We start from the raw sequence: 12346 nt of genomic DNA, 5'->3' as shown, positions 1-12346 counted from the left end.
CCTATCCGGCCATCCGGTAGGTGCCCGGCGGGCGGATGCCGAGCACGCCGCCGGCCGCCGCGGCGTCGACCTCCGAGTACATCCGGGCGATGTCGACCACCGCCGTGCCCGTTCGGACCAGCTCTTCCTGGGCGGCCGTGTGCAGCGCCAAGAAGGCGGTGGCCTCGGCGGCGAAAGCGAGAGCCGCCTGCGCCGACACCTCGTCGGCCCCGGCGGGCACCAACGCGGTGGTCGAGGGTGACGCCGTCACACCGGCCTGCAGGCCTTGCATGGCGCCGCGGACAACGTCGGACCCGATGCTGGCGGCGGCCGGGTCGAACGACAATGCCTGCACGGGTCCCTCCTCCACACATCCGATGATGTCGTGTGGTGATAGTAGCACTAGGCAACTATATCTGTACCAAACTTTTGCTGAGAAACCGCTAAGTAGACGCGGCGCCGGCACGAGAGTTAACTCGGCCCAATGTCGACGCCGAACCCGCCCGGAGACCCGGCCGGCGAACCGCCCGGAGGCTGGCGGCCGCCGCCTCCGGGGTTTTCGCCGCAGCAGCCCTACCCCGGCTATCCGTATGGCTACCCGGGATACGGCGATCCCCATGCGCCGTACGGGCGGGATCCCGTCACCGGCCAGCCGCTGTCGGATAAGTCGGCCTCGACGGCCGGCCTGCTGCAGCTGTTCTTCGGCGTGTTCGGCGTCGGCCGCTTCTACCTCGACTCGACTCAAATCGCCGTCGCGCAGCTGTGTCTGGGCCTGTTCGGGTTTCTGTTCACGCTGTTTTGCTTCGTGGGTTTCCCGGTGCTGCTCGCCGGCATGATTTGGGGCATCGTCGACGCCATCATGATGTTCACCGGCAGCGTCACCGACAAGTACGGCCGCAAATTGCGCTAGCGGGGAACCGCTCCGATGGGCGCCGGGTGACGAGGCGATAACAATTCCCACGTCAAGCTGGCGCGACGCGCTGAGCAAATCCCGGGGAAATCGCCGGGAAAATTTATCGTCACATCGTGCAACGACGAACGGCCCTCAAGCTGCCACTTTTCCTGGCGGCTGGCACCGCGCTGGCGCGAGCGCCCCGCGCCTCCGCCGAGGAAGCGGGCCGGTGGCCCGCCGACCGCGCCAACCGCTGGTATCAGGCGCAAGGTTTCCTCGTCGGATCGAACTACATCACCTCCAACGCCATCAACCAACTCGAGATGTTCCAGGCCGACACCTACGACCCCCGGCGCATCGACGCCGAGCTGGGCTGGGCCAGGTTCTACGGGCACAACACCGCACGGGTGTTCCTGCACGATCAGCTGTGGGCCCAGGATCAGCGCGGATTCCAGACGCGGCTGGCGCAGTTCGTCGACATCGCCGCGCGCCACCGCATCAAGCCGCTGTTCGTCTTCTTCGACTCGTGCTGGGACCCCGCACCCAAGGCGGGCCGGCAGCGGGCCCCGACGCCCGGGGTGCACAACTCCGGCTGGGTGCAGAGCCCCGGGGCCGAACGGCTGGGCGATCCCCGCTACGCCGGCGTCATGCGCGACTACGTCACCGCGGTGCTGACCCAGTTCCGCAGTGACGACCGCGTTCTCGGTTGGGACTTGTGGAACGAGCCCGACAACCCGGCGCGCCAGTATCGCAACGTCGAGCGCAGCGACAAGGATCAGTTGGTCGCCAACCTGCTCCCCCAGGTGTTCCGTTGGGCGCGCGCGGTGGATCCGAGTCAGCCGCTCACCAGCGGTGTGTGGCGTGGTGACTGGGGACAACCTCAGGGCCGCAGCGCAATTAGCGACATTCAGCTGGCCAACGCCGACGTGATCACCTTCCATTCCTACGCAGATCCCGCGGGCTTCGAGAACCGGATCGGCGAGCTTGTCCCGCTGGGGAGGCCGATCCTGTGCACCGAGTACATGGCCCGGCCTAGGGGCAGCACGGTGGAGGGAATCCTGCCGGTGGCCAAGCGGCACAACGTCGGTGCCATCAACTGGGGCCTGGTCGCGGGCAAGACGCAGACCTACTTTCCGTGGGAATCGTGGGACCACCCGTACACGGCGATCCCGAAGGTCTGGTTCCACGACCTGCTGCGGCCCGACGGCCGGCCGTTCCAGGACACCGAGGCGCTGACGACCCGGAAGCTGGCCGGCACCCAGGCCTGAGAGCGAAAAAGCTTGACCGCCAAGGGCTTAAACAGCCGCGAAGTCGCCCACCGCGGTCATCTTGTTGCCATCGGATGCGGTGGCGAAGCCGCTCGCGGTGAAGGCGCAATTCACGATGAGCCCTCGGTGTGGCGGGCTCTGCATCCACGAGTCTAGGGCCTGGGCGGGATTGGCGGCCGACCCGGTGCCCCAATAGACGATCTCCCCCGTGGCGTGGGATCCGACATAGCCGGCATCGGCGATGCGCATCTGCGGCGAGGAGCCATCCGAACCGATATGGCCGCTCAACCCGGTGTGCAGCATGTCGTCGGCATGCCGCTGCGCGGCCGCCCGCAACCGTGGGTCGTCGCGCAGTGGGCCGCATGGCTGGCGAAGGCCGTTGACGCCGGTGTACAGCGACGTACCGAAATCGTCTGCGCGCGCGACATATTCGGCCAGAGGGCCGGCCGGCGCAATCAGGGCACAACAGAGCCAGGAGATGGCGACGATCTCGACTTTCTTCGTCATCTGGGCCTCTTGCTGCGCGCTCTGCAATTGTGTGTGAGTAGATGCTATCCACCTTCGGCCAACGATGGCCGAGAATCCGCGAGAGAACCCGAGATCCGGGTCATCCCACATTGCGCGATTTGCTCCCCGCGGTGGCCGTCCACAGCTACGCTTCACCCATGGCGCTCAAGAGCCACGAGCGCGGCTTTTCGGGGGTTCTCGTCGGCAAGGCCAACGAGACGTACGAGACGTGTGCTCGCGCGTTCTACAAGAAGATCCTGTACCGGTATTTGACCCACCGGCTCGCCCCGGACGACGTCGTCTTCCTGAACTATGGGTACGAAGAGGATCCGCCGATGGGCGTTCCCCTTTCGCCGTCCGACGAGCACAACCGGTTTTTCATCCAGCTCTATCACCGCACGGCAACCCAGGTTGATCTCAACGGTAAGCACGTCCTGGAGGTCGGTTGCGGCCACGGCGGCGGGGCGTCCTACCTCACCCGCGCATTGCGCCCCGCCGCATACACCGGACTGGATCTGAACTCAGCGGGCATCGCGTTCTGCCGAGAACGGCACCAAGTGGCCGGCCTGAACTTCGTCGAAGGCGACGCCGAGCAGTTGCCCTTCCCCGACGAATCCTTCGACGCGGTGATCAACATCGAATCCTCACACCTCTACGCCCAATTCCCTCAGTTCCTCGCGGAGGTGGCGCGCGTGCTGCGCCCGGGCGGACACCTGCTGTACGCCGACTTTCGATTCGCCGGGGGCATCGCCACCTGGGAGGCGCAGTTGGCTGACGCGCCGATGCGGATGCTGTCGCAGAGGCTGATCAATGCGGAGGTCGCGCGCGGGATGGAGAACAACTCGCACTGGTGGGTGGCCGTGATGAACGCCGTCGTGCCGGCATTCGCGCACAGCTTTGCGTTGGTGCCCAGCTACCAGCGGGTTTGGAAGACACATCAAAGCCTGCAAGATGGCGGCCCCACCGAATACCGGCTGTACTGCTTCCAAAAGGCGTGAGGCGGCCTCACTTTCCGCGGGAGACCGCTGAAACTCTGTTGGCGGTGGCGGAGGGATTTGAACCCTCGGACGGTGTTAGCCGTCACACGCTTTCGAGGCGTGCTCCTTAGGCCGCTCGGACACGCCACCGCCGAGCAGCTTACCGAACCGTTGGCCGCTTACCCCAATCGCTGGCGAGCGAAGAAGGCCTCCAGCGGTGCGGCGCACTCGTCGGCGAGCACCCCGCCGCGCACTTGCGGCCGATGATTGAGCCGCCGATCGCGCACCACGTCCCACAGCGACCCGACCGCGCCCGTCTTGGGCTCCCACGCCCCGAACACCAGTCGGCCGACGCGGGCCAGGACCAGCGCGCCGGCGCACATGGTGCACGGTTCGACGGTGACGGCCAGCGTGGCGCCCTCCAGCCGCCAGCCGTCGCCGAGGGCGGCCGCCGCCGCGCGCAGGGCCAGGATCTCGGCGTGTGCGGTGGGATCGCCCAGGGCTTCGCGGGCGTTGACCGCGCGGGCCAGCTCGGTGCCGTCGGCGCCGACCACCACCGCGCCGATGGGCACATCGCGGGGACCCGCCGTCGCGGCGACCGCCAACGCGGCGCGGATCAGATCCTCGTCGCTTGCGATCACCGACCGATGCGGTCGATCACGGCCGACAGCTGGTCGGCGAAACCCATCTCCCGCGCGATGCGGCCCAGTTGCTCGTCCGCGTACAGATCGTCGGACTCGTCGAGGATGACGCCCAGCACCGCCTCGGGGAGGCCGATGTCGGACAGCAAGCCGAGGTCGCCCTCCTCGAAGGGGTCGGAATCCTCCAGGTCCTCGGGGTCGATGTCGGCGTCCAGCTTCTCCAGCACCTCGGCGGCGATGTCGTAATCCAATGCGGCGGTGGCGTCCGACAGCAGCAGCCGCGTTCCGGACGGCGCGGGGCGCACGATCACGAAAAATTCGTCGTCCACGTCGAGCAGCCCGAACACGGCGCCGGCGCTGCGCAATTCCCGCAGCTCGGTCTCGGCGGCCTTGAGGCTCAGCAGCGATTTACGGGCCATTGGAGAACACCGCCACTGGCCCTCTTCGCGCACGACCGCGACGCCGAAACCGTCCGGCGTATCGGCGGACAGCCCTTGGGCTGGGGCTCGTTGTGCTCCCATGGCCGCTTACGGTAGTCGCAGAACAGGCCCCCTGACCAGACGGCGCGAGGCGAACCGGGCGGCGCGGCAACATCTGGGCGCACCGCCGCCACGGGTTTGTGCCAACCTTAGGTCTGTGGCTAGCCCTGCTTCTCAAACACCGGTGTGCGTGCTCGGGTTGGGCCTGATCGGAGGGTCGATCATGCGCGCCGCCACCGCGGCGGGCCGGGAAGTGTTCGGCTACAACCGGTCGGTGGAGGGCGCACAGGGAGCCGCCGCGGACGGTTTCGACGCGACCACCGACCTGACCGCGACGCTGAGCCGCGCCGCCGACACCGGTGCGCTAATCGTCCTCGCGGTGCCCATGCCGGCGATGGCCGGCATGCTCGCCCACATCGCCGAACTCGCGCCGGCCTGCCCGCTGACCGATGTCACCAGCGTCAAAAAAGCGGTGCTCGACGAGGTGGCCGCGGCCGGTCTGCAGGAACGCTTCGTCGGCGGCCACCCGATGGCGGGCACCGCGCATTCCGGCTGGGCCGCCGGCCACCCCGGGCTGTTCACCCGGGCGCCGTGGGTGCTCAGCGTGGACGACCACGTCGATCCGGCGGTGTGGTCGATGGTGATGGCGTTGGCGCTGGACTGCGGCGCGGTGGTGGTGCCGGCCAAGTCGGACGACCACGACGCCGCGGCGGCCGCCATCTCGCACCTGCCGCACCTGCTCGCCGAGGCGCTGGCGGTCATCGCCGGGGAGGTCCCGCTGGCGTTCGCGCTGGCCGCCGGGTCCTTCCGCGACGGGACGCGGGTGGCGGCCACCGCCCCGGACCTGGTTCGGGCGATGTCCGAGGGCAATGCGGATCACCTGGTACCGGCCGTGGACCGGGTCATCGAGCTGTTGAGCCGGGCCCGCGATTCGCTGGTGGAGAACAACTCGGTGGCCGAACTCGTCGAGGCGGGCCACGCCGCCCGGACGCGCTACGACAGCTTCCCGCGATCCGAAATCTTCCACGTCGTCATCGGCGCCGAAAACTGGCGTGAGGAGCTGGCCGCGGCCGGCCGGGCCGGCGGGGTGATCAGATCCGCTCTGCCAACCCTGGATAGTCGACGATGAACCCCTCTTCGTCGACGCTGACCGTGGTGTCGGCGACCGGGGAGCGCAGCTTGATGCCCTCGAGACCGCCCGAGCTGGTGTAGCTCACGACGTCCGGAGTGATCGACATGTCGGGCAGGTTGACGTACACCACCGGCAGCGTCACCGACTCCGCCTGCTCGTGCAGGCCGCGCCGCCGGATGGGCAGCGCGTTGAAGAACGGGCTGAACACCACGTCGCAATCGAGCGCGCCGTTGTACCCGGCGCGGTGCTCGCCCTGGTGGTCGGTGACCAGCCACATGTTCTCTTCGTCACGCGCGATGGACAGCACGCGTTCCCGTTCGGCGAGCGTGACGGTCATGCCGAGCCGCTTGGTGGCACCAGTCTCGTCGGTCTGCAGGTCGTAGTACGCGCCGAACGCCGGGTTGGTGGCGGTGGCCGCGGCGACGATGCGGCCGTTGGCCTTGATTCTCTTGCCGGACACCTGGATTCGTACCGATTCCATCCGCGATACGTCCTGTGCACGCCAGGTGAGCATCGCCTGCCACACGCGCCGAGTCGAATCAGGGGAATCTGCGTTCACTCATCTACCGTAAATCGTGCCCGCGAAGCGTGCGGGAAGTGTCCGATAAGTGTGGCGCAGTCGACCGGTGCCCGGCGCCGACGCCCACACCGCCAATGCCAGCAGCCCGTCGAGCGCCAGCGCCAACACGGCCACCATCAACGCGCCGACCAGGGCCAGATGGAACTCGCGCTCCTTGATCCCGTCGATCAGGTACCTGCCCAGCCCGCCCAGACTCCCGTAGGCCGCGACCGTCGCGGTGGCGACCACCTGCAGCGTGGCGCTGCGCAACCCGCCCAGGATCAACGGCAGCGCGTTGCGCGCCTCCACCCGCAGCACCTGGACCTCGGTCATGCCCATCGCGCGGGCGGCGTCGACCACGGTCGGGTCGACGTTGGCGATTCCCGCATAGGTGCCGGCCAGCAGCGCCGGGACACCCAGCAGCATCAGGGCGACCAGTGGCGGCCCCATCCCGAGCCCGAACAGCAGCGTCCCGAGCAGCAGCACGCCCAGCGTCGGCAGGGCGCGTAACCCGTTGACCGCGCCGACGACCAGCAGCGTGCCGCGCCCGGTGTGCCCGATGACGAGCCCGGCGGGGACGGCGATCAGCGCCGAGGCGCCCACCGCGATGGTCGTGTACTCCAGGTGCTCCAAGACGCGCGCGGCGAGCCCGACCGGTCCGGTCCAGTTGCCGGCGGTCAACAGGTAGGAAATGGCGTGCTGCACGAAGTTCATCGCGCGCCGCCCACGATCGGGGCCACCACCGAGCGCCGACGCGGGGCGCGCGCGGCGCGTTCCCATGGCGTGACCAGTTTCCCGGCGACCACGAGCAGCGCGTCGATGACGACCGCGAGCACGAACAGCGCGATGATGCCGGCGAGGATCTGATCGCTCTTGTTGGTCTGGTAGCCCTCGGTGAACCAGGTGCCCAGGCCGCCGATGCCGATCACCGAGCCCACCGACACCATCGCGATGTTGGTGACCACCACCACCCGCAGCCCGGCCACCAGCACCGGAATCGACAGCGGCAGTTCGACTTTCAGCATCCGCGTGATCGGCGGGTAGCCGACCGCGGTGGCGGCGTCGCGCACCTGCGCCGGCACCGCGTCCAGCGCCTCGAGGACCGCCCGCACCAGCAGCGCCGCGGTGTAGGCCGTCAACGCCACCATGACGTTGGCCTCGTCGAGGATGCGGGTGCCGATGATCATCGGCAGGACGACGAACAGCGCCAGCGACGGGATGGTGAACACGACGCTCGCGGTTGCCGTCGTCAGCCGGCGGGCGACGGGCGCCCGCCGCACCGCCGCACCCAGCGGGACGGCGATCGCCAAGCCGATCAGCACTGGCACCAGCGACAGCCGCAGGTGGACGACGAGCAGCGCCCAGGCGTCGTCGAGGTGGGTGAGCAGGTAACGCATCGCTTACCCCCGCCGCTGGGCTTCCACCGCGGCCAGCACGTCGCCGGCCAGCACCCCGCCGATGACCCGGCCGCCGTCATCAACGGCGACGCCCACCCCGGACGGCGACGACAGCGCCGCGTCCAGCGCGTGGCTGAGATTGCCGCCGGGCCGAAACAGCGACCCGATGCCGCTCATGCTGTCCGACAACGGCGCACCGCCGCGGTGCCGGCGCAGGCCGTCGGTGTCGATCCAACCGATCGGCATGCCGGCGGCGTCCACCACGACCGCCCACCCGCCCGGGAGTGCGTCGGGGAGGTCGTCCGCCGGGACGCGCGTGACGTCGTGCCGCGGCAAGCCGGCCGCGTCGATGAGTTGCAGCCATCGATAGCCGCGGCCGAGACCGATGAACCTGGCCACGAAATCGTTGGCCGGCCGCGACAACACCTCGGCGGGCTCGTCGTACTGCTGCAACGAACCGGACCGGAACACCGCGACCTGGTCGGCCAGTTTGAGCGCTTCGTCGATGTCGTGGGTGACGAACACGATCGTCTTGTGCAATTCGCTTTGCAGACGCAGGATTTCGTTCTGCAGCTCGACGCGCACCACCGGGTCCACGGCCGAGAAGGGTTCGTCCATCAACATGATGGGCGGGTCCGCGGCCAGCGCGCGCGCCACCCCGACGCGTTGTTGCTCACCGCCGGACAACTGGGCGGGGTAGCGGGTGGCCAGCTTGGTGTCCAGGCCCACCCGTTCGAGCACCTCGTAGGCGGCGGCGCGGGCCGCCCGGCGCGACTGCCCCTTCAACACGGGAACCGTTGCGACGTTGTCGATTACCCGCAGGTGCGGCATCAGGCCGGCATGCTGGATGACGTAGCCGATGCCCAGGCGCAGCCGCACCGGGTCCAGGGTGGACACGTCCACCCCGTCGACGGTGATGGTGCCCGACGTCGGTTCGATCATGCGGTTGACCATCCGCAGCGCGGTGGTCTTGCCGCTGCCGGACGAGCCGACGAATACCGTCAGCTTCCCGTTGGGGACCACCAGGCTGAGCTGGTCCACCGCGGTGGTGCCGTCAGGGAAGGCCTTGGTGACGTTGTCGAAGACGATCATCGGCCAGCCGGGTGGTTGAAGCCGTTGTCCCGCAGCCAGTTCCGTGCCGCCTCGTCGGGGTCGATGCCAGAGTTACCGGCCACGGCGGCGTTGAGTCCGGCCACCCCGGGGGTGGTCAGCTTCGCCGACACGGCGTCCAGCACCTCCTTGAGGCGGTCCGACTTCTTCTGCGAATTGACCAGCGGCACAATGTTGCCGGCCAGGAAGTTGTGCTCGGGATCGTCGAGCACCACCAGTTGGTTCTGCGGGATCGCGGGGGACGTCGTGAAGATGTTCGCGGCGTTTACCCTTCCCTCCACCAGCGCGCGCACCGTGACGGCGCCGCCGCCGTCGTTGATGGCGACGAAGTTACCCGGCCGGATGTCGAGTCCGTACTTCTGCCGCAGCCCCGGCAGGCCGGCCGGCCGGGTCGCGAACGCCGAGGGCGCCCCGAACCGCACGTCGTCCGAATGAGCCGCCAGGTCGGCGATTGTCTTCAGCTTCCACGCATTAGCGGTTGCGGAGCTCACGGTCACGGTGTCGGTGTCGGTGGCCGGCGACGGGGTCAGGATCGACAGGTCGCCGGGCAGCCTGCGGTCGAGCTCCAGCTCGACGGCGTCGAGCATGGTCGCCGTCGACTGGGGTGCGAAGTAGAGCAGCAGGTTGCCGATGTACTCCGGCACCAGGTCGATCGAGTGGTCTTTGAGCGCGGGGATATAGGTTTCCCGGCTGCCGATGCCCATCCGCCGGCCCACCTCGAACCCGTTGGCCTGCAACGCTTGTGCGTAGATCTCGGCGATGATTTGCGACTCCGGGAAGTCGCCGGACCCCACCACGATGGATTTGGGGCTGCCGACCTCGGCGCCCAGCGGGTCGGAGTTGCTGCACGCCGCGAGCACGCAGATCGCCGTCAGCCATACCGCCGCCTGGATGATCGCGCGGTGCGCGCGCGACGTCATCCCCATACCGCCGACAGTAACGCCAGAATCGCGGCGGTGCGGGGGCGCGCCGGGCCGGTTGCGCGGTTTGGTTTCATTCTGTGCCGGATGGGACAAAGATGGCACTATGAGCAGCCCCAGCCCTGACTCGCCCAGCCAGCCGCATCGCGAGCACGCAGCGACGCCCTCGACGGGTGCGACACCCAGGGAACCGGCCATCGGGTTCACCCGCGCCGGTGCGCTGTGGTCGGCCCTGATCGCCGGCTTCCTGATCTTGATCCTGCTGCTGATTTTCATCACCCAGAACACGACGTCGACGCCGTTCCAGTTCTTGGGCTGGCACTGGAGCCTGCCGCTGGGGGTGGCCATCCTGCTGGCGGCGGTGGTCGGCGGCCTGATCACGGTCGCCGTCGGCACGGCGCGCATCCTGCAGCTGCGCCGCGCCGCCAAGAAGCACCACGCGGCGTCGCGCCAGGGGGCCTAGCCGGGCAGCTTGGCCAGCTCCGCGAGCCCCCGGGAAATCAGCGGCGCGACGACCTCCGGCATGTGATCGGAGTCCAGTCCGCGCGCCTGGTCCGACATCCGCCGGCGGAAGTCGATGCCGGCGGCGATGATCGCGAGCTTGAAGTACGCCAGCGCCATGTAGAACTCCCAATGCGCCAATGGCAAACCGGCGACCAGTGAATACCGGTCGGCCAGCTCGTCGGCCGTCGGCAGCAGCGGCGACGTCCACGCGGCTTGTGCGTTGACGATCAGGTCCAGCGCCGGGTCGCGGTAGACGCACATCAGCGCCGCGTCGGACAGCGGGTCCCCGAGGGTGGACAGCTCCCAGTCGACGACGGCGCGGACCTTCGTCGGGTCGTCAGCGTCCAGGATGGTGTTGTCGATCCGGTAGTCGCCGTGCACGATCGACGTGCGGCTTTGCCGGGGAATCGCTTGCTGCAGACCGGAATGCAGGCGCTCGACGTCGGCGTCGCGGCGGTCGTCGGGCAGCCGCACCAACGCCCATTGCGACCCCCACCGCCGCACCTGGCGCTCCAGATAACCGCTGGGCTTGCCGAAATCGGCCAGGCCGACGGCCTCGGGGTCCACGCTGTGCAGGTCGACCAGGACCCGGATCAGCGAGTCGACGCAGCCCCCGATGACGGTGTGGCTGAAGGCTTCCAGCTGGGCGCGCCGGCGCACCACCTGCCCGGCGACGAACTCGACGATCTGGAACGGCGCCCCCAGCACCGCGTCGTCCTCGCACAGCGCGATCGCGCGCGCCACCGGGACGGGGGTGTCGCGCAGCGCCGCGACCACCCGGTACTCACGGGCCATGTCGTGCGCCGACGGGGTCAGCCCGTGCAGCGGAGGGCGGCGTACCAGCCAGCTGGTCGCGTCGTCGTAGACCCGGAAGGTCAGGTTGGAGCGGCCACCGGAGATGAAGTCCGCGCGCAGCTCGCCGGCGCGTCCGATGCCCAGCGAACGCAGATAGGAGTCCAGCGAGGCCAGGTCGAGACCCTCGAGTTGGTCAGCTGAAGTCACCGGACTTGTTTACCACCTTTGATTTCGCGGCAGCAGGTCCCACACGTGCTCGACTCCGTTCACGCCCGCCACCGTCGCCTGACCCGATCTTGAGAACAACAGCCGGGTCACCGACGCGTAGTCGACGGGAAACGACAACAGCCGGGCCGTCCCCAGGATCTGATGCAACAGCACGTTGATCACGCCGCCGTGGCTGAACACCGCGACGGTGTCTTCGGGGTCGGCGGAGGCGACGAGATCGTCGACCGCCGCGCGCACCCGGGCGAGAAACGCGTCCTCGTCGACCGCGCTGGGCAGATGCCCCTGGGCCAGGCGCGCCCACTCTTCGGGCATCTCCTGGCGGATCTGCTCGACCGGGATGTACAGCGGAAGGTCGCGATCGTATTCGGCGAACCGGTCGTCGATCTCGACGGCGAGCCCCCGCGCCGCCGCCACCGGTTCGGCGGTCTGGATCGCGCGCCGCTGCGGGCTGCTCACCACCCGGGAAATGGGAAACCGGTCCAGCGCCTTGGGCAGTCGCTCGGTCTGCGCCAATCCCTCGTCCGACAGGTCCGGGTCGGAGCCCTCGCCGTGTTCGCTGCGCAGCGGCAGCGCGTGCCGGACCAGAAGCAATTGCATGTGTTCGTTCCCGTCTGTGATTCGGCGCAAGGGGCCCCCGCAGAATAGGGCTCAGGGGAAGGCCGATCGCGAGGAGGACGAATGACCGGGCCGAGCATGGATTGGGACGCCGCATACCGGCAGGAAACCCCGCCGCCGTGGAGCATCGGCCGGCCGCAGCCCGAGCTGGCGGCACTGATCGACCAGGGCAAGATCCGCAGCGACGTGCTGGACGCGGGCTGCGGCCACGCCGCCCAGTCGCTGGCCCTCGCCGAGCGGGGCCACACCGTGGTAGGCCTGGACGCCAGCGCCACAGCCATCGAGGCCGCGGCCGCCGCGGCCGCGGAACGGGGGCTGACCACAGCGACTTTCGCCCAAGCCG

17 protein-coding genes and 1 tRNA gene are annotated in these 12346 nt (G+C 68.8%); 6 read left to right on the top strand and 12 right to left on the bottom strand.

Going from position 1 to position 12346, the window contains the following annotated elements; all coding sequences use genetic code 11:
• Nucleotide 1 precedes the first annotated feature (1 nt).
• A complete protein-coding gene (locus A5680_RS06815; protein ID WP_369827619.1) occupies nucleotides 2–349 on the bottom strand; it encodes a PE domain-containing protein in 348 nt (115 codons plus the stop codon).
• 114 nt (nucleotides 350–463) lie between these two features.
• Between A5680_RS06815 and A5680_RS06810 the strand changes: the two genes are divergently transcribed.
• Complete coding sequence (locus A5680_RS06810) at nucleotides 464–889, top strand: TM2 domain-containing protein (RefSeq protein ID WP_067817528.1); 426 nt, start codon at nucleotides 464–466, stop codon at nucleotides 887–889.
• 116 nt (nucleotides 890–1005) lie between these two features.
• Complete coding sequence (locus A5680_RS06805; protein WP_067817525.1) at nucleotides 1006–2139, top strand: cellulase family glycosylhydrolase; 1134 nt, start codon at nucleotides 1006–1008, stop codon at nucleotides 2137–2139.
• Nucleotides 2140–2166: 27 nt separating this feature from the next.
• Here A5680_RS06805 and A5680_RS06800 read toward each other — a convergent pair whose 3' ends face one another.
• Nucleotides 2167–2646 carry a CAP domain-containing protein gene (locus A5680_RS06800; RefSeq protein WP_197499735.1) on the bottom strand — a complete coding sequence of 160 codons (480 nt, stop codon included), beginning with the start codon at nucleotides 2644–2646 and terminating at the stop codon, nucleotides 2167–2169.
• A 158-nt stretch (nucleotides 2647–2804) separates the two neighbouring features.
• On the opposite strand from A5680_RS06800, the gene mtf2 reads away from it, so the two are divergent.
• A complete protein-coding gene (gene mtf2 / locus A5680_RS06795) occupies nucleotides 2805–3644 on the top strand; it encodes a fatty-acid O-methyltransferase Mtf2 (RefSeq protein WP_082459868.1) in 840 nt (279 codons plus the stop codon).
• 39 nt (nucleotides 3645–3683) lie between these two features.
• On the opposite strand, the gene A5680_RS06790 is transcribed toward mtf2, so the two are convergent.
• The 3 genes from A5680_RS06790 to A5680_RS06780 form a co-directional block, all read right to left on the bottom strand.
• A tRNA-Ser gene (locus A5680_RS06790) sits at nucleotides 3684–3773 on the bottom strand.
• 29 nt (nucleotides 3774–3802) lie between these two features.
• Nucleotides 3803–4261: a nucleoside deaminase gene (locus tag A5680_RS06785; RefSeq protein WP_055403552.1), complete on the bottom strand. Its 459-nt coding sequence runs from the start codon at nucleotides 4259–4261 to the stop codon at nucleotides 3803–3805.
• Entirely contained in the window at nucleotides 4261–4785 is a 525-nt protein-coding gene (locus A5680_RS06780; RefSeq protein ID WP_055403535.1) for a tRNA adenosine deaminase-associated protein, read from the bottom strand. Before A5680_RS06780 ends, A5680_RS06785 begins: the two co-directional genes overlap by 1 nt.
• Nucleotides 4786–4927: 142 nt before the next feature.
• Between A5680_RS06780 and A5680_RS06775 the strand changes: the two genes are divergently transcribed.
• Nucleotides 4928–5872, top strand: a complete 945-nt coding sequence (locus tag A5680_RS06775) for a prephenate dehydrogenase (protein WP_197499739.1) — start codon at nucleotides 4928–4930, stop codon at nucleotides 5870–5872.
• On the opposite strand, the gene A5680_RS06770 is transcribed toward A5680_RS06775, so the two are convergent.
• The 5 genes from A5680_RS06770 to A5680_RS06750 are packed head-to-tail and all read right to left on the bottom strand — an operon-like array spanning nucleotide 5835 to nucleotide 9867.
• The gene (locus A5680_RS06770; protein WP_082459870.1) at nucleotides 5835–6389 is read right to left on the bottom strand and encodes a putative glycolipid-binding domain-containing protein; all 555 of its coding nucleotides are present in this window, start codon (nucleotides 6387–6389) and stop codon (nucleotides 5835–5837) included. The two genes, A5680_RS06775 and A5680_RS06770, sit on opposite strands and share 38 nt — an antisense overlap.
• A gap of 45 nt (nucleotides 6390–6434) precedes the next feature.
• Entirely contained in the window at nucleotides 6435–7148 is a 714-nt protein-coding gene (locus A5680_RS06765; protein ID WP_067817519.1) for an ABC transporter permease, read from the bottom strand.
• Nucleotides 7145–7831 carry an ABC transporter permease gene (locus A5680_RS06760; RefSeq protein WP_067817516.1) on the bottom strand — a complete coding sequence of 229 codons (687 nt, stop codon included), beginning with the start codon at nucleotides 7829–7831 and terminating at the stop codon, nucleotides 7145–7147. Before A5680_RS06760 ends, A5680_RS06765 begins: the two co-directional genes overlap by 4 nt.
• Nucleotides 7832–7834: 3 nt before the next feature.
• Nucleotides 7835–8923 (bottom strand): ABC transporter ATP-binding protein, encoded by a 1089-nt coding sequence (locus A5680_RS06755; protein WP_067817513.1) that lies wholly within the window; start codon nucleotides 8921–8923, stop codon nucleotides 7835–7837.
• Nucleotides 8920–9867, bottom strand: coding sequence for an ABC transporter substrate-binding protein (locus A5680_RS06750; protein ID WP_055403541.1), 948 nt, complete (start codon nucleotides 9865–9867; stop codon nucleotides 8920–8922). Before A5680_RS06750 ends, A5680_RS06755 begins: the two co-directional genes overlap by 4 nt.
• A gap of 100 nt (nucleotides 9868–9967) precedes the next feature.
• Here A5680_RS06750 and A5680_RS06745 point away from each other — a divergent pair, with 100 nt between their 5' ends.
• On the top strand, nucleotides 9968–10324 hold the full coding sequence (locus A5680_RS06745; protein ID WP_067817511.1) for a lipopolysaccharide assembly LapA domain-containing protein: 357 nt from the start codon (nucleotides 9968–9970) through the stop codon (nucleotides 10322–10324).
• Here the strand turns inward: A5680_RS06745 and A5680_RS06740 are convergent.
• Both A5680_RS06740 and A5680_RS06735 read right to left on the bottom strand, forming a co-directional pair.
• On the bottom strand, nucleotides 10321–11367 hold the full coding sequence (locus tag A5680_RS06740) for a phosphotransferase family protein (protein ID WP_067817510.1): 1047 nt from the start codon (nucleotides 11365–11367) through the stop codon (nucleotides 10321–10323). The genes A5680_RS06745 and A5680_RS06740 overlap by 4 nt on opposite strands.
• 9 nt (nucleotides 11368–11376) lie before the next feature.
• Nucleotides 11377–11985, bottom strand: coding sequence for a histidine phosphatase family protein (locus A5680_RS06735; protein ID WP_055403544.1), 609 nt, complete (start codon nucleotides 11983–11985; stop codon nucleotides 11377–11379).
• 81 nt (nucleotides 11986–12066) lie between these two features.
• Between A5680_RS06735 and A5680_RS06730 the strand changes: the two genes are divergently transcribed.
• Nucleotides 12067–12346: class I SAM-dependent methyltransferase (locus A5680_RS06730; RefSeq protein ID WP_156675020.1), on the top strand; the 280-nt coding region annotated here is incomplete at its 3' end.

It is taken from the genome of Mycobacterium sp. E2989 (assembly GCF_001667595.1).
Classification (GTDB): domain Bacteria; phylum Actinomycetota; class Actinomycetes; order Mycobacteriales; family Mycobacteriaceae; genus Mycobacterium.
The sequence above is the reverse complement of the archived record's forward strand: the minus strand, read 5'-3'. Positions and strand labels throughout refer to the sequence as shown.